The organism is Tsuneonella sp. HG222 (assembly GCF_053819185.1).
In genome coordinates this window covers 669,212-691,738 of sequence record NZ_JBSOQZ010000002.1, presented here as the reverse complement: position 1 = coordinate 691,738, position 22,527 = coordinate 669,212, and the positions used below count along the sequence as shown (strand labels likewise).

Here is a 22,527-nt window from a genome sequence, read left to right as displayed (position 1 = left end):
TCAGCGCCCGCTTTCCACCGGTTGCACGACCGGCACCGCGGTCGTGTCTTCCGGCAGGCTGATCACCGGGATGACGGCACCGGTCTCGGCATCGCGCACGCTGCCGCCGGCGACAGTCGCCGCCTGCTGCGCGGCGAGGCTGCCGCCGATGCTGCGCTGGCCCGTCGAATGCACGGCGACATAGCCCGGTTGGGATGAGCCGTACCGCTCGCCATACCGCGCGTCCCACGCCGAGGAATCCACGACATACTGGTCGTAGGCGGTGAAGAACTGCTGGAACTGGCCCTCGAAGCGGGCAAGCCCGGCCGCGGCGAACGCGTTGATGTCCGCCGGCTTGGCCGAGGCATACTCGAATGCGATCTGCGAGGCGGTGTTGCACAGCCCGTTACGGACCGGCGGCAGCGCGAAGTAGTTGTAGACCGCGGTCATCTCCGCCTCGCGCATCTTCACGCCCTCGTTCCGCCCCGGATAGTTGGAGCGGTAGAGCCGGTCGATCGAGTTGTTCGCCGCGGTCAGCACCTTGGCGTTGTCCTTGAGGAACTTGCCGTAGTTGTCGAGGATCGGTTGATCTTCGGGATTGACGCAGTTGAGCGCGGCGACGTTCCAGACCGACCGGAAATGCCAAAGCGTCCGGTCGTTATCGAGGCCGGTGTTCACCGTGCGGCGAATGCCGTCGGCCCCGACCGGGGGGATGCTCATCGTATACGACGCACCGCCCGGGGGCAGCGGCCGAACCGGAATGACTTCCACCGGCGGCGGCGGCGGGGGAGGCGGCGGAGGTGGCGGGGGCGGCGGCGTCGCGCAGGCGGCCAGCAAGGCAACCGTGGCCGCCACGGGGACGGCACTCACCGGAATGCGACGAACAAACAGATCGAGACCCAAGAACCCTCTCCTCAGCGCGGACGCGCGCAAAATGCGCGCCGGCGCCTTTCACAGGCATGAAGCGGTAACGCTAAACGGAAGGCCGCGCAAAGAAAACGCCCGGGAAACCTGTGGCTTCCCGGGCGCGATGAAACGAGTCCTGCGTGCGACTATTCGCGGTTGCCCATGAAGCTGAGCAGGAACTGGAACATGTTGATGAAGTCGAGATAGAGGCTCAGCGCGCCCATGATCACCAGCTTCCCGGTCGGGAAGGCGGCGGCCGCACCGGCATTGGTCATCTTCATCTGCTGAATCGCCAGGTACTCGTTCTTGAGACGCTGGGTATCGTAGGCGGTAAGGCCCGCGAAGATCAGCACGCCGATGAACGAGATGGCGAGGCTCAGGCCGGGCATCGGCCAGATCATGTTGATGATCATGGCGACCAGCAGGCCCACGACGCCCATGATCAGGAAGCTGCCCCAGCCGCTCAGGCTCTTCTTGGTGGTGTAGCCGAACAGGCTCAGGCCAGCGAACGCGGCCGCCGTGGCGAAGAACGTCGCCGCGATCGAGCTGGCCGTGAAGACCAGGAAGATCGTGGACATCGACAGGCCCATCAGGGTTGCGAAGCCCCAGAACATCAACTGCAGCGTGCCGGTGCTGAAACGATTGGCGCCGGCGCTCATCGCGAAGACGATCGCGAGCGGCGAAAGCATGATGATCCACATCAGGATGCCGCCGCTCATCACGGTGGCGGCCATGCCCGAACGGGCGAACAGCATTGCGACCAGACCGGTCAGCAACACGCCGCTGGTCATGTAATTGTAGATCGAAAGCATATGCTTGCGCAGCCCAGCGTCGAACGTGGTGCGCGAAGCGACGTCGCCCATCGCGCTCGGCGCGGTGCCGAAGCCCGCGCGAGTGTTCTGGGGATCGTTCCAATTCGCCATTATTCTCTCCATTCCGGCGCCGAGCGACGACAAGCCGGTAGTGGCAATATCGCCCTTGAACCCGGTGATTTCAAGGAAAACCGGGCGGTTCGCGTTAACTGTTCGCCCGTGCGGCTGCGGCAAGTTCGGCCCCGCGGTCCCTCGCCGCTCGCAGAGTCTCTTTCAGGAGCCCGACGAGAGCATGGTCGCGGTCGAGCACGTCGAGACCTTCCTGGGTCATTCCGCCCGGGCTGGCGACCCGCCGCGCCAGCTCGCCGGGATCGTGCGGGCTGGCTGCGGCAAGCGCCGCCGCGCCCTCGACCATCGCGAGCGACAGGCGGTCGGCCTGGGCCCGATCGAGCCCAAGGTCGGCCGCGGCCACGGCAAGCGCCTCGATGAACCGGTAGACGAACCCGGGCCCCGACCCGGCAAGCGCGGTCACGAGGTCGAAGTCGCCCTCCTCGACCCATTCGGGCGATCCGAGGGGGGCGAGAAGCGCCGCAAGTGCAGCCCGGCCTGCCTCGTCGAGGCCCGCGCCAGCGAGTGCGATCGGCGCCTTGCCGAGTTCGACGGCAAGATTGGGCATGACCCGGTAGACTGCGCCAGCCCGCGCGAAGGTCTTTTCCAAGGTCTCGAGATCGACCCCCGCCAGCAACGAGAGCACGGTTGTGTCCGGTCCCGCCAGTTGCGCCACCGGCGCCGCCACCTTCGGCAGCAGTTGCGGTTTCACGCCCAACAGGACAGCGTCGAATGTCCGAGCGGCAGGAACGGCATCGAGCACCGTGACTCCCTCCGGCAGCGGCGGCATCGCCGGATCGGCGACAGTGAACCTGTCAGGAGCAAGCCCCCCGGCAAGCCACCCGCGCAGCATTGCGCCCGCCATGTTGCCACAGCCGACGAGCAGGATGGATTCAAAGCGGTCGCTCATGCCTGGCCCTCGGTCGTGAGGAAAAGTGGATCTTGCGCAAAGTGCTGCACGACCCGGCGCGTACTGCAAAGCCCTTTTGCGCCGCCCTCAGGCCTCTCCCGCGGCGTCGACCAGCGCGGAATCGAGCGCCTGGCGGGCGGTCTTGTCGCCCCACAGCACGAACTGGAACGCCGGATAGAAGCGATCGCACTCGCTCACCGCCGCCTCGATGGCCGATTGCGCCATCGACAGGCCTAGCATGCCATCATCGCCCAGCATGAGCCCGTGGCGATAGAGCAGCACCCCGCCCTGCGACCAGATATCGAAATGCCCCAGCCAGAGTTGCTCGTTGATCAGGCCAAGCAGTTCGAACGCGGCCGCCCGCTTTGCGTCGGGCACGCGGATCTCCGGCAGGCAGAGCAGCTGCAGCACGCGGTCTTCCGAGCGCCAGATGCACTTGAGCTGATAGGTCGTCCAGCTACCCTGGATCTCGCCGCTCAGTTCTTCGTCGCCGGTATACTCGCAGGGCCAGCCATGCGCATCGAACAGCTGCGCCAGCATCTCCAGCGGGGCGGCGGCGTCGTCAGCTTCTTCTTGTGCCCTCGGGCCGATGTTCATGGTTGAAATCCGTTTACCAAGACGAGTTCGCGCTCAATGCACGCGGCCCTTCGGGGCGATCAATCGGGCAGCGGCGGGGAGCGGTGGAAAGTCGCGCAACCCTGTTCACAAAGTGTGCACAAACTGTTTGTCCACAACGGCCGATGGGCGCGCCGGCTACTTCAGCGCCGTGACGGCTTCGCCTTCGTCGCTGGTGAACGTGAAGCTGTCGATGTCCTTCTTTTTCAGGTCGGCGATGGACTTCTGCGCCTCGGCCGCGCTGGCATAGGGCCCGACGACGAGGCGGTTGGTCTGGCCCCACTTGGCGGTATGCGGACTGCGCTTGGCCAGCAACGGCCCGGCTTCCCGGGAAATCCGCCGCCAGTCGAAGCCCAGCGCCTTCACGTCGCGCCCGGTGGCCACCTGGACCCAAATCCTGCTCGGGTGGGCCGGCGGCTTGGGCTTCTCGACCTTCGGCTTTTCGACCTTGGCCTCTTCCTTGACCGGCGGCTTCTCGCGCTTCACCTCGATCTTGCTGATGTCGACCGCGCCGGTTGCAGGCGCGACGGCCGGTGGCTGCGCGAAATCGGCGAAGGCATCGGCCAAGGTCTTCTGATCGGGGACGGGCCCTTGGCTTGCGACTTGCGCGGACGGCGACGGTGTCGGCTGAATGACTGCCGGGGCGGCAATCGAAAGCGAAGGACGGGGCGTCTCGCTCGCGGCGGCGACCGTGACCGGCGCTGCAACCGGCGGCTGAGAATTTACCTGTCCGGACGGCAAGCTGGCAACGACGGTGGCTTGCTGCGGGGCGCTGGACGGCGGCAGCGTTATCGCCGGGACAGTCACCCGCTGAGCTGCCGGCGGGCTGGCGACTGCCGCGGCAGGTTGCGCAACTCCCACAGCCGGCAATTCCGCGGCCGGTCCGACACTCGACTGCGGCGAAGAGTTCTGGACGGCGACAGTCTGCGCAAGAGCCGCGCCGGTAGTCTGCTGCGCGGGCGGGGATTCGAACACCCGGACCATGGCCGGAGTGGCGACGACCACGGAGCTTCCAGCCACGGTGGCTGCCGGAGCGGCTGCAACCTGCTGGGTCGCAGGAGCAGGGGTCGAGGCGGGCGCTGGCCGAGCGGGCGCGGGCGTGGTCCTCGCTCCGCGCGATGGGCGCGGCCAATCGTCGTTCCTGAGCGCGGTCTGCGATCCGCGGGTGGGCGGGGCCTCGCGCGCGGTTTGCTGCCGGGTCCGGCGTTCGGTCGTCCGGGCGGCCGCCGCACTATTCGTGCCAAGCGGCTGTCCGGCAGGCTCCAGCCGAGCGTCCGGCGTGCGCGCGGCAACCTGGACCGGCGGCGCGGCGTGCGCCGAGAGTGCCGCAACGGCCGGGCTGTCCTGCCCGATGCGGTCGGCCGGTGGGAAACGGCCGAGATTGGCCGCCGCCGCCTGCTGCGCACGGGTCAGCCGCGGCATGTAGCGGAGGTACGGAGCCATCCGGTTCGACAGCGAGGCCGGCAGCATCGTCTGGGCGATGGACACTGCCTCCTCGCTTTTGCCGAGGATCGCCAGGGCGAACGCGCGCGAGCGGTAAGCGGCCAGATCGGACCGCTGGAGCAGCGGTAGGAGCGTGGATTCGGACGCGCGCTGATCGCCCGACATGGCCTGGCTGATCGCCAACCGCCGGACGGTCTCGGGATCGGTCCCACGCGCAAGCGCCTGCCGATAGTAGGCCTGCGCTTCGATATTCCTGCCGACGAGATCGTAGGCCAGCCCCCGGTCGGCTGCAAAACGCGCCATCGCCACGCCCTTCGCTTCGGCCTCGGAAAAAAGCTGCGTGGCGATCACCGGGTCGCCCTGCCTCAATTCGATCGTGGCAAGGCCGGCCTTGATCTCGCCATTGGCGGGATCGACCGCTTCGGCGCGCCGGAAGAAACCGAGCGCGGCGTCGGTGTCGTTCAATTCGAGCGATGCCCACGCCGCACGCAGCAGGGCCGGCACGCTGCGCGGGCTCGATGCCAGATCGCGCAGCGCCCCGTTGAGCGTGCTCAGGGCCGGGGGCGGCAAGGCCTGGACCACGGCCTGCGCCGCGAGCGGCGGCGCGGCGAACAGCGTCGCGGCCGATGCCAGGGCACCGGCCAGAATCGTCATGCGCGGGTCTTTGGTCATTGCTTGTCCCATACGGGGTCCGGCCTGAACCCCGCGCGAACGACAGTCCTGCTGGTTATTCGGCCTACTGGTTATTCTGGCGGCCGAGGAACCGCGGGATCCGCAGAGAACTGGCGCTGTCGTCCTCTTCCTCTTCCTCTGGCGCATTGCGATCGCTTGCCGCGCGCGACAGGTTGGCCATGCGCTCGAACAGGGTGGTGCCGCCCGCCTTGGGGGCTTCCGGGGTAGCCGCAGGAGCGGTTTCAGCCACTCCGGCCGCGCCCAGCATGCGCGCGCGGCGTGAACCGCCTTGCACCGGTTCATCGGCAGCTGCCAAGCGATCGGCATTGCGCAGCAGGTCGTCCTGCACGGGAGGAGGAGTGGCGTCGAGAGTGTCCTCGGCCGCTTCCATCGTCAGCTCGAGCTCGTCGCCCTCAGCCTCCTCGGCGTCCTCGCCCATGTCCCAGCCGTTGTCGGCCGCAGCGGCGGCAGCCTCCGGATCGCGGGTGATGCGCGTTCCAGCAAGCGACGCGAACCCGGCATCCAGGGCGGCGCTGTCGCCGGCAGTTCCATCTTCCTCGAACTCGTCATCCGACGGCTCATAGGGTTCGGGCATGCGCAAAGATGCGGCGGAGCGTGCAGCTTCGTCCTCATCGTCGTCATCGGGTTCGGGAGCTAACGCGGGCTCCGCGCCGTAGCCCGTCTCCGCTTCGCCATAGCCGCCGTCGAAAGATTCCTCGGCCTGATCGGACTCGTCGCCCCAATCGCCGCGCGCAGGCATCGTCAGGCTCGAAGCCTGCTCGGCCGCCGCGGCGTCTTCGGCCAGCTCTTCCTCGGTCGGGAGAGGCAGCACCGGCTTCTTCGGCCCGCGCGCGCCGGACAGGTTGAGCGGCTGGTGCGCGGCCAGGATATGGTCCGCGCTCTGCTCTATGCCGGTCGCAACGACGGACACGCGGATCTTGCCCTGCAGATCCGGGTTGAACGCCGAACCCCAGATGATGTTCGCCTCGGGATCGACCAGTTCGCGGATGTGATTGGCCGCCTCGTCGATTTCGAGCAGCTTCATGTCCTCGCCGCCGATGATCGAGATGATCACGCCCTTGGCGCCCTGCATCGACACGCCGTCGAGCAGCGGGTTGGCTATGGCGCGTTCGGCTGCCTCGAGCGCGCGGTTGACGCCCTCGCCCTCACCGGTGCCCATCATCGCCTTGCCCATTTCGCCCATGACCGAGCGGACGTCGGCGAAATCGAGGTTGATGAGGCCAGGCATGACCATCAGGTCGGTGATCGAACGCACGCCTTGCTGGAGGACCTCGTCGGCCAGCTGGAACGCTTCCTTGAAGGTCGTCTCCGCCTTGGCCACCAGGAACAGGTTCTGGTTGGGAATGACGATCAGCGTGTCGACATGCTTCTGGAGCTCTTCGATCCCCGCGTCGGCGCTGCGCATCCGGCGCGTGCCTTCGAACAGGAACGGCTTGGTCACCACGCCCACTGTCAGCACACCCAGGCGGCGCGCCGTTTCGGCAATGACCGGGGCCGCACCGGTGCCGGTGCCGCCGCCCATGCCGCTGGCGATGAAGACCATGTTCACGCCTTCGAGCGCGCGCTCGATCTCCTCGACCGTTTCTTCGGCGGCCGCACGCCCAACCTCGGGTCGCGAGCCCGCGCCCAGACCCTGGGTGATTTCCGGCCCGAGCTGGATCCGGTGTTCGGCGATCGAATTGTTGAGCGCCTGAGCATCGGTGTTGGCGACGATGAAGTCGACGCCTTCGATGTCCGCCTGGATCATGTTCGCGATCGCGTTGCCGCCGGCGCCGCCCACGCCAATGACGGTGATCCGCGGACGCAGCTCCTCGACCGAGGGCGGACCGATGTTGATGCTCATGCCATGTCTCCGGAAAGGAGGTTAATTTTCATTGGTGTTGCTTGTGCCATAAAGAGAATCACGGGTGCAAAAGGTAAATGGCCTTATCCACAGTGCTCGCAGGAGCGCCGCGGGGCGGAAATGTCCGTTAGAAATAAGCCCTTACAGCGTGCCAGACGCGCTGCGCCATCGCGGCGGGGCCGTAGCTTGCGGTAATCTGCCGGTCGCTGCCGAAACTGCGCACGTCGATCGGGTCCTGCGCGGCGTAGAGCACGAGGCCCGCCAGCGTCGCAAAACCGGGCACCGCGTGAGCTTCGGGCAGGCCCGAAAGTTGCGGCGCCTTGCCGATCCGCACCGGCCGCCCAAGCGCGGCCTGGGCATAATCCGCCAGCCCGGCCATCTCCGACCCGCCGCCGGTCAGCACGACCTGCCGCCCGCGGGTGCCGTTGCGACCGCCGGCAAATCCCATGACCTCGAGCGCGCGGCCGATATCGCTCACCAGCCGGTCGAGCTCGCCGGTCACGATCGCGATCAGGTCGGACCGGGCGATGCGATTCTGATCGTCCGCCCCGCGCGCCTGCGGGCCCACCGTCTCTTCGCCGGGAATGCCGACTGGCACCCGTTCTCGGTGATCGGTCGGGCTGGCGATCGCCGAGCCGTGGAGGCACTTGAGCCGTTCCGCCTGGGTCCGCCGGATGCCAAGGTTGCTGGCAATGGCGTCGGTGATGTCGGCCGATCCGGTCGGGATCGCGGTCAGGCCGACCAGCATTCCGCCGGCGAAGACCGCCACGTTGGTCACTTCGGCGCCGAATTCGACCAGCGCGACGCCCAAGTCGCGCTCTTCCTCGGTCAGGCAGGCATACCCTGCCGCCAGCGGCGAGGCGACCACGCCTTCGACCTCGAGGTGCGCGTTCTCGACCGCCTCGCGCAGGTTCTTCATCGGCGCACCGTCGGCCAGCATCGTGTGGATGTCGACGCCCAGCCGCTCGGCATGGAGGCCCTTGGGATTGGCCACCCCGTCCGCACCGTCGAGAAAGTAGCAGGCCGGCTGGGCATGGAGCACCATGCGGCCATCGGGCCGGATCGCCTCCTTCGCCGCCGTGAGCAACTGCTCGATGTCCTCTTCCTCGATCCGCCGCCCGCCGATCTCGATTTCGACCTGGCTGATGTTGCTCGAAAGGCCCGCGCCCGATGCGCCCAGCCACACGCTCTGCACGCTGGTGCCGGCCATCTTCTCGGCGCGTTCCAGCGCATCGCGCACGGCATAGGTCGCGGCCGGCATGTCGGTGACATAGCCGCGCTTGATCCCCTGGCTCTGCCGGTGGCCGGACCCAAGCACGGTCATTTCGCCGTTTTCAGCCAGCCCGGCGATCATGGCCGAGACGCGGAAAGAGCCGATGCTGACCGCGCCGAACACGCGGGTTATGCGGGGCTGGACGGAGGCCATCAGGTTGTCCCCTCCTGGGAAGCGGCTTGCTGGGACTGGCGGCAGTCCGGGCAGCGGATGTAGATTCGGGGCGGGATGCGCATGTCGAAGGCGGTCGCCTTCCCACCGATCAGGCGGTGCTGGCCGTCTTGCCTTGCGAAATCGATCAAGGCGCCGGCGCCGTCCTTCTCGCCCATCGGCAGCGAGAGCAACTGGCCGGTCTTGAAGGTCAGGTTCCAGCGGCGGTTGCCGACCCACTCGGCCGAGGCGACCTGCGGGCGCAGCGCCGGCGCTGCCTCGAGCAGGGTCCCCAGCGCCTCGACCTGGGCCTGCGCGCCGGGGCCGGAGATCTGCAGCATGCCCTTGGCGTTGCCGCGCGAGATCGGTTCGAGTTCGTGGCCAGAGGCGTCGATCAGCACCAGGCGGCCGGGCTTCCGCAATACGGCGTGGGGCGTGCGTTCGACGATGTCGATCACGATCGTATCGGGCAGCTGCCGCGCCACGCGGGCATCCTGGACCCAGTTCAGATCGAGCAGGCTTTCGCGCAGGGCAGCGAGATCGACCTGCGGCATCGCCCGCTCCCGCGCACCGAGAACGCGCTCGTAGACCTTGAGGCGGTTCAACCGCTCGACACCGCGCACCTCGACCCGGTTCACCTCGAACCCGGCGCGCGCCGAAGCTGCGGCGAACTGCTGGTCGAGCAGCATCGTCAGCCCCGCCATGCCGGCGATGATCCACGCCGCCAGCGCGGCGAAGGCCAGGATCACGATCAGGAACACCTTGTGCAGCTGCTCTTCGGTGAACGGTAGCACCCGCATGATCGCGCCGGCCACCACGCCGGTCTGCTGGCGGGCCTTGCGCACCTGCTGACGCGTCCCTTGGGCGCGGGCCTGGCGCCGCACGCCGGTGGCCTTGCGGGTGATCTTCTGCGCCATCAGCGGGCCGCCGCGGGAAGCGCGGTGAAGAATTTCAGCGCTTCTTCGATGATGATTTCGACAAGTTCGCCATACTCGATGCCGCAATGTCGGGCCTGTTCGGGCACGAGGCTGAGCGGCGTCATGCCCGGCTGGGTATTCGTCTCGAGCACGAACAGGCCGTCCTCGCCGCGCTCGTCGTCCCAGCGGAAGTCCGTCCGGCTGGTGCCGCGGCAGCCCAGCAGCCTGTGGGCCTTGAGCGCATAGTCGAGGCACAGCCGGGCGATGTTCTCGGGGATTTCCGCGGGGCAGACATGTTCGGTCATGCCATCGGTGTATTTCGCGTCGAAATCGTAGAACCCGCTCTTGGGCACCAGTTCGGTGACCATCAGCGCCCTGTCGCCGAGCACCGCCGCGGTCAGCTCTCGCCCGCGGATGTAAGGTTCGGCCAGCAGGCTGGGAAATTCGCGCCAGGGGCCTTTCGCATCCCGCGCGATCGGATTGCCGAAGTTGCTTTCGTCGGTGACGATGGCGACGCCGACCGAGCTGCCCTCGTTCACCGGCTTGAGGACATAGGGCCGGGGCAGAGGGTCGCGCTCGAACAGGTCGGCGCTCTGCACGATGCGCCCGCCCGGCATCGGCACCCCGTGCGGCACGAGGGCCTGCTTGGTCAGTTCCTTGTCGATCGCGATGACCGACGTCTGCAGGCCGGAGTGCGTGTAGGGCACGCCCATCAGGTCCATCATGCCCTGGACGGTGCCATCCTCGCCCGGCACGCCGTGAAGAGCGTTGAACACGACGTCGGGATCGGCCTCGGCGATGCGCGCGGCGACCTGCCGGTCCATGTCGATCCGCGTGACCCGGTGCCCGCGCGCCTCGAGCGCATCGGCCACGCCGTTGCCCGACATCAGCGAGACCGGCCGCTCGTTCGCCCAGCCGCCCATCAGGACCGCCACGTGCAGGGGCGCGAGACGCGCCATCAGAACCGGCCCACCCGCTGGATTTCCCATTCCAGCATCACGCCCTGGCTGCGCGAGACGCGCACGCGCACTTCCTCGCCCAGCATCTCGATATCGGCGCTGGTCGCGTCACCGGTGTTGATCAGGAAATTGCAATGCTTCTCGCTCACTTGCGCTCCGCCGTGGGTCAGCCCGCGGCAACCGGCCGCGTCGACCAGCCGCCAGGCCTTGTCGCCTGCCGGGTTCTTGAAGGTCGAACCGCCGGTCCTGGTGCGCAGCGGCTGCGATTCCTCGCGTGCTGCGGCGATCCGGTCCATTTCCGCGCCGATATCCTCGGGCTTGCCGGGATAGCCCTGGAAACGCGCCGACACCACGATCGCGTCGGGCGGCAGGTCGGAATGGCGATAGCGATACCGCAGTTCGCTGGCCGGCAGGGTCAGCAGGTTGCCGCCGGGATAGACGACCTCGCAGTCGAGCAGGACGTCGGCAACTTCGCGGCCGTAGGCGCCGCCGTTCATCCGCACGAAGCCCCCGACCGTGCCTGGGATACCGCGCAGGAATTCGAGCCCCGCGACCCCGGCGTCGCGCGCGGTAGAGGAGACGAGGATCCCGCTCGCCCCGCCGCCGCACTTGAGGACGCATTCCTCCCCGACCTCGACCTGTGAGAAGGCCTTGCCCAGCCGCACGACGACGCCCGGGACCCCGCCGTCACGCACGATCAGGTTGGAACCGAGGCCCAGCGCCATGACCGGCGTGCCCGGCTGCAGCGCGGACAGGAAGGTGACGAGGTCGGCCAGGTCCTCGGGTTCGAACAGCCAGTCGGCCGCGCCGCCCGTCTTGAACCAGACGAGCTTGGCGAGCGGCGCGTCGTGCGTCAGCTTCCCCCGCGGCTTGCCGCCGGAAAAGCCCGCGGGGCGGACCGCGTCCTCGCTGTCGGGCGCATTGGTCCATGCCCGCAGGTGTTCGCCCGGCTGGCGGCTCATGCCGCCCCCCGGGAGATTGCGGGGCTGCGCTGCGCGGCGATCGCGTCGGCCAGCCCTGCCGCCCACTTGGTGATGTCCCCGGCGCCGAGGCACACGATGTAGTCCCCGCTGCGAACCTCGTCCGCCAGCGCCTCGGCCAGTTCATCGGCCCCTGCGATCTCGTGGGCGGAGCGATGGCCGCTGGCGCGCATGCCTTCGACCAGGTGGGCCGCGTCGATACCGGCGATGGGTTGTTCGCCCGCCGGGTAGACCGGCGCGGCATAGACCACGTCGGCATCGTTGAAGGCGGCTTGGAACTCGGTCATCAGGTCGCGCAGGCGGGTGTAGCGGTGCGGCTGGACGACGGCGATGACCCGGCCCCGGCTCGCCTCGCGCGCGGCGGAAAGCACCGCGCGAATTTCCACCGGATGGTGCGCGTAATCGTCGATCACCGTCGCGCCGGCGACTTCGCCGACCCGAGTGAAGCGGCGCCGCACCCCGCCGAATTGCGCGAAGCCGGCGCGGATCGTTTCGTCGCTGCAGCCCATTTCCAGCGCGACGCCGATCGCGGCCAGCGCGTTCTGCACGTTGTGCTTGCCGGGCATGGGCAGGAAGACGTTGTCGATGGCCCGCTCGCTCCCGTCGCGTTCGCGCAGGACGGCGGTGAACAGGTTGCCGCCGTCGTGCGAGCGGACGGCGTCCGCCCGCAGGTCCGCCTGGGTTGACAGGCCGTACGTCAGCACGCGGCGGTCGCGCACCTTGCCGATGACGGCCTGAACTTCGGGATGGTCGATGCACAGCACGGCGAGGCCGTAGAACGGGACGTTCTCGATGAACTCGACGAAGGCATCCTTGACCCGGCCGAACGAGCCGTAGTGGTCGAGATGCTCGGGGTCGATGTTGGTCACGACGGCGATCGTGCCGTCGAGCTTGAGGAAGCTGCCGTCGCTCTCGTCGGCCTCGACCACCATCCATTCGCTGGCGCCGAGCCGGGCGTTGGAGCCGTAGCTCTCGATGATGCCGCCGTTGATGACCGTGGGGTCGATCCCGCCGGCATCGAGCAGCGCGGCGACCATGCTGGTGGTCGTCGTCTTGCCGTGGGTGCCGGCGACCGCGACCGTCTTCTTGAGCCGCATCAGTTCGGCCAGCATCTCGGCGCGGCGCACCACCGGGATGCGCCTCTCGAGCGCGGCGGCGACTTCCGGGTTGGTGCGCTTGACCGCGGTGGAGGTGACGACCACCGCCGCATCGCCCAGGTTGGCTGCGTGGTGGCCGACGAAGACCTCGATCCCGCGCTTGCGCAGCCGTCCGACCGAGGCGCTGTCCGACAGGTCGGACCCCTGCACCTTGTAGCCCAGGTTCGCCATGACCTCGGCGATGCCCGACATGCCGATCCCGCCGATGCCGACGAAATGGATCGTTCCGATACCGGTCTCGACGCCCTTCACGCCCCGCCCCTCATGCGGCGTCCCCGGCCAGCTGCTCCGACGCGATGCGGGACTGTTCCCCGCCCACGCGGATAACGTCCTGCATCGCCGCGCCGCCGAAGCTCTCGACCAGATCGGCCAGGTCCTGCGCGGCCTTCGGCCGGCCGCAGTTCCACGCCGCGTGCGCCGCGGTGGCAAGGGTCTCGGGATGCTGGGCCAGTGCCTGGATCTGCTTGGCGAGTTCCTTGGCGGTGAACCGTTCCTGCCGGATCATTCGCGCCCCGCCGGCCTTGACCATCTCGCGGGTGTTGGCCGCCTGGTGGTCGTCGGTGGCGATCGGCAGCGGCACCAGGATGGCGGGGCGGCCGACCGCGGTCAGTTCGGCGATCGTCATTCCGCCAGCCCGGCCGATGAACAGGTGCGTATCGGCCAGCCGCCGGGCCATGTCCTCGAAATAGGTGCCAAGCTCGGCCGGGATGCCGTGGCTGGCATAGCGTTCGCGCACCGCATCGAGATCTTCCGGGCGGCACTGCTGCGTGACCTGCAAGCGCCCGCGCAGCGCCGGCTGCAGCATCGCCAGCCCGTCGGGCACGACCTGGCTCATCACCCGTGCGCCCTGGCTGCCGCCGGTCACTAGCACGCGCAGCAGGCCGTCCTCGGTGAACGGCGGGAACGGCTCGTCGCGCAGCGGCAGGATGTCGTGCCGGATGGGATTTCCAACGAGGTGGACCTTGCCGCGGTCGCGGTCCTTGATCCGGTCGACGTCGGGATAGGCGGTGGCAATGACGTCGACGCCGCCGGCCAGCAGCCGGTTGACCCGCCCCAGGATCGCGTTCTGATCGTGGATGACCGCCGGGATGCCCGCCTTGCGCGCCGCGAGGAGCGCGGGAAGCGCAGGATAGCCGCCGAAGCCGATCACCGCGCTCGGCGCGAAACTGTCGAACAGGCGCAGCGCCATGCGCCGCCCTTCGAGCACCGCCGCCACGCCCTTGAACCAACCCAGCGGGTTCTTGCCGAAGCGCCCGGCGGGCAGCACATGGGCGGGCAGGAAGTCGGGCTTGCCGGGAATTTCTGCGCCCCGCGCGTCGGTGATCAGCGCGACGTGGTGGCCGCGGCGCTCGAGCTCCTGGGCGAGCGCGAAGGCCGGCGTGAGGTGCCCGCCCGTCCCCCCTGCCGCGAGGACGAAGTGGCGGTTCGCCTTGGGAACCTGCCCGCTCACTTGCGCATGACCTTCGGCACGGCGGCGGTGATGCCCACTCCGTCGCGCGAGAGGAAGGGATTGCGCCGGGTCATCGCCAGGATCAGGCCGACCGTGCAGCACTGCGCGATCGTCGAGGAACCGCCGTAGCTGATCAGCGGCAGGGTCATCCCCTTGCTCGGGAAGAGTTGCAGGTTGACGAGGATATTGATGAACGCCTGCCCGCCGAACAGCGTGGCGAGGCCTGCGGCGGACAGCACGGTGAAGAGGTTCTCCTCCTCCAGCATCCGCACCAGGATCCGCGCCACGATGGCGAGGTAGAGGATGACCACCAGCGCGCAGACCAGAAGGCCGAATTCCTCGCCGATCACCGAGTAGATATAGTCGGTGTGCGCTTCGGGCAGCTGCATCTTGCGCCGGCCGAGCCACAGCCCCGCGCCGGTCCACCCGCCGGCCATCAGCGTGCGGTTGGCGAGGTCGACCTGGTCGAAGGCCGTGCCGCCGCCGAGGAAGCTGTCGATGCGGTGGCGCGCGTTGTCGTAGAAGGCATAGGCAAGCGCCAGCGCGCCGATCCCGCTCGCCGCGGCGTAGCCGATCTTCTGCATCGGCATCCCGGCCAGCATGGCCATGACCAGCCACGCCCCGACGAACAGGATCGCGTCGCCCAGGTTGGGTTGCAGCATCAGCAGGACGACGACGAGCCCGGTAAGGGCCAGGGTCAGCGGGACGACCGGCAGCGAGGGATCGCGCGCGCGCCACGACAGGATCCAGGCCAGTATCACCGCGAAGGCGGGCTTGAGGAACTCGCTCGGCTGGAAGCGGATCGGGAAGTCGATCCAACGCTTGGCGCCGTTCACTTCGGCACCCACGATGGGCACGAGGAACAGCAGGCCGATCATGCCGAGACCGGCCAGCAGCGCCCCGCGCCGGGCCGTTTCGCGCGGCAGCATCGAAATGCCCAGCATGGTCGCCAGGCCGAGGACCTGGAACACCAGGTTGTACCACAGAAAGCGCAGCTCGTTGAGCGAAGTCGCCGCGGTCGACAGGCGCCGCGCGCTGGCCGGCGAGGCGGCGGCGACCGCGATCGAGCCGATGACCATCAGCGAGATCACCAGGCCCAGCAGGACCTTGTCCAGCTCGCGCCACCAGGCCCTGATGCGGTTCCTGCGGCTGAGCGGGAAGCGCGGCGCGGTGGGCGCGCGCTCGCCGATGCGCGGGATGTAGGGGCGGGCCGCGCTCATGCCGCGGAGGCTCCGGTGCAGGCGGGGGCGGGCCGGCCCTGCGCGGCAGGCGCCGCACCGGTCACCTGGGCGACGATCCGGCGGAAGTCCTCCCCGCGCGCCTCGTAGTCCTTGAACTGGTCGAAGCTGGCGCAGGCCGGGCTGAGCAGGACGACGTCGCCCGGCGCCGCGGCGGCCAGCGCATCCTGCACCGCGGTGCACATCATCTCGGAGCGGACCACCGGCAGGCGGTCCTCGAGCAGTTCGGCGAACCGCGGGCCTGCTTCGCCGATGGTGTAGACGGCCTTCACGTTGGCGAGGTGCTTCTCCGCCGCGCCCAGCCCGTCTTCCTTGGGCAGCCCGCCGACGATCCAGTGGATGCGCGGACCGCTGCCCTCGGCCGGAAAGGCGGCGAGCGCGGGGGCGGTGCTGTCGGTGTTGGTCGCCTTGCTGTCGTTGACGAACAGAACGCCGTTGTGCGTCGCCACGCGCTCCATCCGGTGCGGCAGGCCGGTGAAGGTGCGCAGCGCCCGGCCGATCGCCTCGTCGGCCACCTCGAGACACCGCGCGACCGCGATCGCCGCCTGGGCGTTCTGGAGGTTGTGCGGGCCCTGGAGCGAAGGCCAGTCCGCCTGCCGGCCGATCGGCGCGACATCGTCGATCGGGATGAAGTGATCGGTTGCCGCATTCCCGAGCACGTCGAGATCGGCTTCCGCCGCGTACTCGACCACGGCGAAGTTGTCGGCCGACTGCATATCAAACAGGCGCGCCTTGCTCGCGGCGTAGGCCTCGAAGCTCTCGTACCGGTCGAGATGGTCGGGCGTCACGTTGAGCAGCACCGCCACATCGCAGTCGAGGCTCTGGGTCAGGTCGATCTGGTAGCTCGACAGTTCGAGCACGTAGACGCCGACCCCTTTCTCGTTCGGCTCGAGCGGTTCCTGCGAGAGGATCGGCAGCCCGATGTTGCCGCCCATCGTGGTTGGCCGCCCCGCGGTCTTGAGGATGTGGTGGACCAGCGCTGTGGTGGTGCTCTTGCCGTTGGTGCCGGTGATGCCCACGACCTTGTGCGGCGGCAGGCTGGCGCGTGCCTGGGCGAACAGCTCGATGTCGCCGATCACCGGCACGCCGAACTGCGCGGCGCGGGCGGCGATGGGATGGGTGTTGAGCGGCACGCCGGGCGACACCACCACACCGTCGAACCCCGCGAGGTCGATTTCGAGCGGATCGCCGATCGCCGCCATGCCCGACACCGCCTCGCGTGGGCCGGGCCGGCGGTCCCACGCCGTGACCAGGGCGCCGCTCGCGCTCAGCGCCTCGACCGTGGCGAGGCCCGAGCGGGCGAGGCCAAGGACGGCGTAGCGTTTGCCGGAAAAGGCGGGGGAGACGATCACCGCAGCTTCAACGTGGCCAGGCCCAGCAGGGCGAGGACGATGGAAACGATCCAGAAGCGGATCACCACGGTCGACTCCGCCCAGCCGAGCTGTTCGAAATGGTGGTGGATCGGCGCCATGCGGAACACGCGGCGGCCGGTCCGCTTGAACCAGAACACCTGGATGATGACGCTCGCCGCCTCGAGCACGAACAGCCCGCCGACGATGGCCAGCACGATCTCGTGGTGGCTGGCGACCGCGATGGCGCCCAGCGCGCCGCCGAGGGCGAGGCTGCCGGTATCGCCCATGAACACCGCGGCGGGCGGCGCGTTGAACCACAGGAAGGCGAGCCCCGCCCCCATGATCGCAGCACACATGATCGCCAGTTCGCCCGCGCCGGGCACGTGCGGCACGCCGAGATAGGCGGAATAATCGACACGGCCGACGAGGTAGCAGATGATCGCGAAGGTGCCCGCCGCGATCACCACCGGCATCGTTGCCAGCCCGTCGAGCCCGTCGGTCAGGTTGACCGCATTGCCCGCGCCCACGATCACGATCGCCGCGAACACGTAGTAGAACCAGCCCATCGGGATCGCCCGTCCGCTGAAGAACGGGATGTAGAGGTTGGTGTTGATCTGGCCGACGATCAGGTAGGCCGCGACGCCCGCCACGATGAATTCGGCGAGCAGGCGCGATTTGCCCGAAAGCCCCTTGTGGCTGCGTTTGGCCACCTTGTCGTAATCGTCGAGGAAGCCGATCAAGCCGAACCCGGCGGTCACCGCCAGGCAGGCCCAGACGAACGGGCTCGACAGGTCCATCCAGATCAGCATCGACAGGGTCAGCGAGGTCAGGATCATCAGCCCGCCCATCGTGGGCGTGCCCACCTTGGCGAGGTGGGTCTGCGGCCCGTCGGTGCGGATCGGCTGCCCTTTGCCCTGGCGCACGCGCAGCATCGAGATGAACTTCGGCCCGATCAGCAGGCCGATGACCAGCGCGGTCAGCAGCGTCGCGCCCGAGCGGAAGGTCTGGTAGCGGACGAGGTTGAACAGCCCCTCGAATTCAAGCCACTGAGCCAGCAGATAGAGCATTGCCTTCTCGGTCAGCCTTCCCTGGCGACGAAATGCGACACCAGCCGCGCCAGTCCTATCGAGTTCGATCCCTTCACCAGGACCGCGTCCCCCGCAACGAGGCCGAATTCCTCGAGTACGGAGATCGCTTCCCCGGGCCCTTCGCAATGGGCAAAGCGCAAGGTCTTGCCAAGCGGGTTGTGCGTGCCTTTCCCCAATTCGCGCGCGAGGGCGAGCATTTCCTCGCCGACGAGGACCGCGTAATCCACGGCCGCCGCGCCGAGCGGCTCGGTGAGCTGGGCGTGAAAGGCGGGGGCGAAATCGCCCAGTTCCTTCATGCTGCCGAGCACCGCCACGCGGCGGCCGGCCGGGGTCTGGCCCAGTTGCGCCAGCGTGGCGCGCATCGAGGCCGGGTTGGCGTTGTAGCTTTCGTCGATCAGCAAAGCATGGCCGCCCGGAACAGCGATCCGGTGGCGTGCGCCGCGGCCCTTGAGGCCGCCCATCTCGGCCAGTGCAAGGCCCGCCGCGCCAAGATCGCCCCCGGCGGCGAAGACAGCGCCCATGACGGCGAGCGAGTTGGCGATCCAGTGCTCGCCGGGCTCGGCGACGGTGTAGCACAACCGCCGCTCGCCCAGCGCCGCGGTGACCAGCGAGCCGCCATTGGCCGAGGGGACGGAGTCCAGCAGGCGGACATCGGCCTCGCGCGCCTTGCCGAAGCTCAGCACCTTAAGGCCGTGCGCCTCGGCTTCGGCGCGCAGGATCGCGGATTGCTCGCTGTCCGCCGGGATCACCGCCGTACCGCCCGGTTCGACGCCGGCGAAGATTTCCGCCTTGGCCCGCGCGATGGCCTCGATCGAGCCGAGGTTCTCGATGTGCGCCGGCGCGATGGTGGTGACGACGGCGACGTGCGGGCGTACCTGTGCGGTCAGCGCGGCGATTTCGCCCGCGTGGTTCATGCCCATCTCGAACACGCCGTAGGCCGCGCTGCCCGGCATCCGCGCGAGGCTGAGCGGCACGCCGACATGGTTGTTGTAGCTGCGGATGGAGCGGTGGGCCGCGCCGCGGCACGCACGGTCGAGCGCGGTGAAGATCGCTTCCTTGACGCCGGTCTTGCCTACCGAGCCAGTGACGCCGACGATGCGCGCCGCGCCGCGTTCGCGCGCCACTTTCGCCAGCGCATGGAGTGCGGCGGTCGTGTCCTCGACCAGGACGTGCGGCCAGTCGACCGGCCGGTCGACCAGCAGCGCAGCGGCGCCGCTCGCAATCGCCTTGTCGATGAAACGATGGCCGTCGGTCGCCTCGCCCTTGAGCGCCACGAACAGGTCGCCCGGGCGCACGTCGCGCGAATCCATCTCGACGCCCGAGACCTGGAACGGCCCGCTGGCGATGCCGCCGCAGGCATCGGCGATCTCGGCCGCCGTCCACAGCGCGAGGCTGTAGCGGTCGAGATCCTTCCCCGGCCAGGCGAGCACCTTTTCCAGAGCAGACATCAAGCGGTTCCTCCTGCCGCGGCGCATTCGCGCGCAACCGTCACATCGTCGAAGGGCAGGATGCGCATCGCGTCGCCCCGCCCCACGATCTGTCCCTGCTCATGGCCCTTGCCGGCCACCAGCACGATATCGTCCCTGCCGGCCGCGGCGATGGCCGCGGCGATGGCCTCGCGCCGGTCGCCGATCTCGCGCGCACGCGGCGCGCCTTCGAGCACCATGGCGCGGATCCGGGCCGGATCCTCGCCGCGCGGGTTGTCGTCGGTCACGATGACCACGCCGGACAAGTCCTGCGCCACCCGCCCCATGTCGACGCGCTTGCCCTGGTCGCGGTCCCCGCCGGCGCCGAACACGGTGATCAGGCGCCCCTGAACGTGCGGTTTAAGCGCCTGGATCGCAGCCTCCAGCGCGTCGGCGGTATGCGCGTAATCGACGTAGACCGGCGCGCCGGACTGGGTGATCGCCGCGCGCTCGAGCCGCCCGCGAACCGGCTGGAGACGCGCCACGGCGTCGAGGATTTGCGCAGGTTTCCCGCCGGTCGCCAGCGCCAGGCCGGCCGCGGTCAGGGCGTTGGCGACCTGGTAGGCGCCGATCAGCGGCAGCATCAGCTTGCGTCGTTCGCCTTCGATCTCGACCTCGAGCTCCTGGCCCAGGTGGCCCGGCGTGCGCGACAGCAAACGGATGTCCTGCCCCTGCTCGCCGACTGTCAGGAGGCGCAATCCGCGCGCCCGCGCCGCCGCGATCGCCTTGTCCGACCACTCGTCGTCCGCCCAGACGACCGCCGTGCCGCCCTCGGAGACGACTTCGGAAAACAGCCGCATCTTGGCCGCGAAGTAGTCGTCCATGTCCGCGTGATAGTCGAGATGGTCGCGGCTTAGGTTGGTGAACGCGCCGGCGGCCACCGGTAGCCCTTCGTTGCGATACTGGCTCAGCCCGTGGCTCGACGCCTCGTAGGCGACATGGGTCACGCCCTCGCGGGCCAGACCGGTCATGTTCGACAGGAAGGTGACGATGTCGGGCGTGGTCAGCCCGGTCGAGACGCTTTCGTCCGGCGTGGTCACCCCCAGCGTGCCGATGCTCGCGGCCCGCTCGCCGCACATGCGCCAGATCTGGCGCGTCATCTCGACCGTGGAGGTCTTGCCGTTGGTCCCGGTCACGGCGACGATCTGCTCGGGCACCGGCCGGAAGAAGCCGGCGGCGATGCGCGCGTAAGCCCTGCGCGGCACCGGGTCGGCCAAGTGGACGGCACCCTCCACGCGCGCGGAGGGACGGGCGACGACGGCGATGGCGCCGCCTTCGACAGCGGCGGGAATGAAGTCCTCGCCGTTGACCGCGGCGCCCTCGAACGCGCCGAACACGTTGCCGGGCGCGACCTTGCGGTGATCGATCGCGAAGCCCGTCACGGTTTCGCCCGACGCACGTCCCGCATCGATCCCCGCCGCTGCCGCCAGCGGGCCGAGCTTCATTCGCCCCCTCCGTCGCCGACCAGCGGCTTGAGATCGGTCAGGTCGATGTCGAGGCTGTCGTCGGGCAGCACGCCCAGCATCGGCCCGATCCGCGGCACGACCTTGGCGATGACCGGAGCGGCGGTCCAGGCAGCGGTACGCTGGAACGAGCTTGCCGCCGTGCCCTTTGGCTCGTCCATCATGGCGATCACAACGTAACGCGGCTTGTCCATCGGGAAGGCCGCGGCGAAGGTCGAGACCAGGCTGGTCTTGCGATAACCGCCCGCGGCCGGCTTTTCCGCGCTGCCCGTCTTGCCGCCGACGCGGAAGCCCTCGGCGTTCGCCTTGCGGCCTGTTCCGTAGACCGTGATCATCCGCAGCAACTGGTTCATCCGCGCGCTGGTGCTGGCCTTGAACACCCGGCGTCCGCGCGGCGCTTCGCCGGGGCCGAGCTTCATCAGCGTCGTCGGGCGCCAGATACCGCCGTTGACCATCGCCGCGTAAGCACTGGCGAGGTGCAGCGGCGTCACCGCGATGCCGTGGCCGTAGCCCACCGTCATCCCGCGCAGCAGCGGCCACTCGCCGCTCGACCAGATCGGGAAGCCGCGCGCGGGCAGCTCGATATAGGGCCGCTCGTTCATGCCGAGATCGGCCATCGTCTGCTTGAGCCGCGCCGCGCCAAGATCGCGCACCATGTGCGCGGTCACGACGTTGGAGGAATGGATGAGCATTTCCGGCGTGTTGAGCGAGGCGCCTAGGTCGTGGCTGTCCTTGATCGTGAACCCGCCGATGGGGAACGGCCGGGCCGAATAGCGGCGCGAAAGGTCGGTGATCGTGCCCGCGTCGATCCCTGCGGCCACGGTCAGCGGCTTGAAGGTCGAACCCAGCTCGTAGACCTGGTTGGTCACGCGGTTGAACATGTTCTTCGCGCCGGCCGCATCGATCCGGTTGGGATCGAATGCGGGAAGAGAGGCCAGCGCCATGACTTCGCCGGTGTCGACATCGAGCACGATGCCAGCCGCGCCCACCGCGTTCACCGCCAGCATTCCTGCGGCCAGTTCGTCTTCCAGCGCGCCCTGGACGCGCAGGTCGATCGACAACGCCACCGGCCTGCCGCGTTCCGCCGGATCGAGCAGGCGCTTGTCGAGGAAGCTCTCCATGCCGACCCGGCCGTGACCGTCGGCACCGACATAGCCGAGCACGTGCGCGCCCAGCTTGCCCTGCGGATATTGACGGTCCTTTTCGCCGGGCGTTTCGAGCGCCAGCTCGCCGATCGCATTGATGCGGTTGACGTCTTCCGGCAGCACCCGCCGGCGGATGTAGCCCTGCTTGCCGGCAGCCAGGAAGCGGGCCGTCTGCGCCTCGTCCAGATCGGGGAAGATGCCCTTCAGGCGCGCGGCGACCTCGTCAGCCGACTTGACCAGCGGAGTTCCGCCGTCGCCCAGCGCTTCGGGATTGTACCACAGGGCATAGGCCGGGAAAGCCCGCGCCAGCGCCACGCCGTTGCGGTCGGTTATCTCACCGCGCGGCGGCAGCAGGGCGGCCGTCATCGAATGTTCCTGCGGCGCGGGCTGAACCACGCCGAGATAGGCGATGCGCAGCAGCGAGGCCGCGGCGACGAGAACGAACCCACCCCCCAGCAGCAGGATGCGCAGTTGCGCCGTCAGCAGCGCCTTCTTGCGCTCGTCGACCAGGCGCACACGCGTTGGCGCAATGCCCGAGCGCACCCGCGAGGGAGCGAACCGCGCCGGGTGGGTCATCGCG

The 22,527-nt window shown here is 68.8% G+C and carries 18 protein-coding genes; all 18 read right to left on the bottom strand.

Going from position 1 to position 22,527, the window contains the following annotated elements; all coding sequences use genetic code 11:
* Positions 1-699 carry a hypothetical protein gene (locus tag ACWPMZ_RS14960; RefSeq protein WP_455704857.1) on the bottom strand — a complete coding sequence of 233 codons (699 nt, stop codon included), beginning with the start codon at positions 697-699 and terminating at the stop codon, positions 1-3.
* A gap of 332 nt (positions 700-1,031) precedes the next feature.
* Positions 1,032-1,808 carry a Bax inhibitor-1/YccA family protein gene (locus tag ACWPMZ_RS14955; protein WP_455704856.1) on the bottom strand — a complete coding sequence of 259 codons (777 nt, stop codon included), beginning with the start codon at positions 1,806-1,808 and terminating at the stop codon, positions 1,032-1,034.
* Positions 1,809-1,902: 94 nt separating this feature from the next.
* Positions 1,903-2,715: a pyrroline-5-carboxylate reductase family protein gene (locus ACWPMZ_RS14950; protein WP_455704855.1), complete on the bottom strand. Its 813-nt coding sequence runs from the start codon at positions 2,713-2,715 to the stop codon at positions 1,903-1,905.
* 87 nt (positions 2,716-2,802) lie between these two features.
* A complete protein-coding gene (locus ACWPMZ_RS14945; RefSeq protein WP_455704854.1) occupies positions 2,803-3,312 on the bottom strand; it encodes a YbjN domain-containing protein in 510 nt (169 codons plus the stop codon).
* A gap of 156 nt (positions 3,313-3,468) precedes the next feature.
* On the bottom strand, positions 3,469-5,445 hold the full coding sequence (locus tag ACWPMZ_RS14940; RefSeq protein ID WP_455704853.1) for an SPOR domain-containing protein: 1,977 nt from the start codon (positions 5,443-5,445) through the stop codon (positions 3,469-3,471).
* A 64-nt stretch (positions 5,446-5,509) separates the two neighbouring features.
* The gene (gene ftsZ, locus ACWPMZ_RS14935) at positions 5,510-7,309 is read right to left on the bottom strand and encodes a cell division protein FtsZ (RefSeq protein ID WP_455704852.1); all 1,800 of its coding nucleotides are present in this window, start codon (positions 7,307-7,309) and stop codon (positions 5,510-5,512) included.
* Positions 7,310-7,436: 127 nt separating this feature from the next.
* Positions 7,437-8,735 (bottom strand): cell division protein FtsA, encoded by a 1,299-nt coding sequence (gene ftsA, locus ACWPMZ_RS14930; RefSeq protein WP_455704851.1) that lies wholly within the window; start codon positions 8,733-8,735, stop codon positions 7,437-7,439.
* On the bottom strand, positions 8,735-9,649 hold the full coding sequence (locus ACWPMZ_RS14925; protein WP_455704850.1) for a cell division protein FtsQ/DivIB: 915 nt from the start codon (positions 9,647-9,649) through the stop codon (positions 8,735-8,737). Before ACWPMZ_RS14925 ends, ftsA begins: the two co-directional genes overlap by 1 nt.
* The gene (locus tag ACWPMZ_RS14920; protein ID WP_455704849.1) at positions 9,649-10,608 is read right to left on the bottom strand and encodes a D-alanine--D-alanine ligase; all 960 of its coding nucleotides are present in this window, start codon (positions 10,606-10,608) and stop codon (positions 9,649-9,651) included. Before ACWPMZ_RS14920 ends, ACWPMZ_RS14925 begins: the two co-directional genes overlap by 1 nt.
* A complete protein-coding gene (gene murB, locus ACWPMZ_RS14915) occupies positions 10,608-11,570 on the bottom strand; it encodes a UDP-N-acetylmuramate dehydrogenase (RefSeq protein ID WP_455704848.1) in 963 nt (320 codons plus the stop codon). Before murB ends, ACWPMZ_RS14920 begins: the two co-directional genes overlap by 1 nt.
* On the bottom strand, positions 11,567-12,997 hold the full coding sequence (gene murC, locus ACWPMZ_RS14910) for a UDP-N-acetylmuramate--L-alanine ligase (RefSeq protein WP_455704847.1): 1,431 nt from the start codon (positions 12,995-12,997) through the stop codon (positions 11,567-11,569). Before murC ends, murB begins: the two co-directional genes overlap by 4 nt.
* A gap of 10 nt (positions 12,998-13,007) precedes the next feature.
* Complete coding sequence (gene murG, locus ACWPMZ_RS14905) at positions 13,008-14,195, bottom strand: undecaprenyldiphospho-muramoylpentapeptide beta-N-acetylglucosaminyltransferase (RefSeq protein WP_455704846.1); 1,188 nt, start codon at positions 14,193-14,195, stop codon at positions 13,008-13,010.
* On the bottom strand, positions 14,192-15,415 hold the full coding sequence (locus ACWPMZ_RS14900) for an FtsW/RodA/SpoVE family cell cycle protein (RefSeq protein ID WP_455704845.1): 1,224 nt from the start codon (positions 15,413-15,415) through the stop codon (positions 14,192-14,194). Before ACWPMZ_RS14900 ends, murG begins: the two co-directional genes overlap by 4 nt.
* Positions 15,412-16,785, bottom strand: a complete 1,374-nt coding sequence (gene murD, locus ACWPMZ_RS14895) for a UDP-N-acetylmuramoyl-L-alanine--D-glutamate ligase (RefSeq protein ID WP_455704844.1) — start codon at positions 16,783-16,785, stop codon at positions 15,412-15,414. Before murD ends, ACWPMZ_RS14900 begins: the two co-directional genes overlap by 4 nt.
* Complete coding sequence (gene mraY, locus ACWPMZ_RS14890; protein ID WP_455704843.1) at positions 16,782-17,852, bottom strand: phospho-N-acetylmuramoyl-pentapeptide-transferase; 1,071 nt, start codon at positions 17,850-17,852, stop codon at positions 16,782-16,784. The genes murD and mraY overlap by 4 nt, the downstream gene beginning before the upstream one ends.
* A gap of 11 nt (positions 17,853-17,863) precedes the next feature.
* The gene (locus tag ACWPMZ_RS14885) at positions 17,864-19,321 is read right to left on the bottom strand and encodes a UDP-N-acetylmuramoyl-tripeptide--D-alanyl-D-alanine ligase (protein WP_455704842.1); all 1,458 of its coding nucleotides are present in this window, start codon (positions 19,319-19,321) and stop codon (positions 17,864-17,866) included.
* Positions 19,321-20,784 (bottom strand): UDP-N-acetylmuramoyl-L-alanyl-D-glutamate--2,6-diaminopimelate ligase, encoded by a 1,464-nt coding sequence (locus ACWPMZ_RS14880; RefSeq protein WP_455704841.1) that lies wholly within the window; start codon positions 20,782-20,784, stop codon positions 19,321-19,323. Before ACWPMZ_RS14880 ends, ACWPMZ_RS14885 begins: the two co-directional genes overlap by 1 nt.
* Positions 20,781-22,523, bottom strand: coding sequence for a peptidoglycan D,D-transpeptidase FtsI family protein (locus ACWPMZ_RS14875; protein WP_455705164.1), 1,743 nt, complete (start codon positions 22,521-22,523; stop codon positions 20,781-20,783). The genes ACWPMZ_RS14880 and ACWPMZ_RS14875 overlap by 4 nt, the downstream gene beginning before the upstream one ends.
* Between the last annotated feature and the right edge of the window lie 4 nt (positions 22,524-22,527).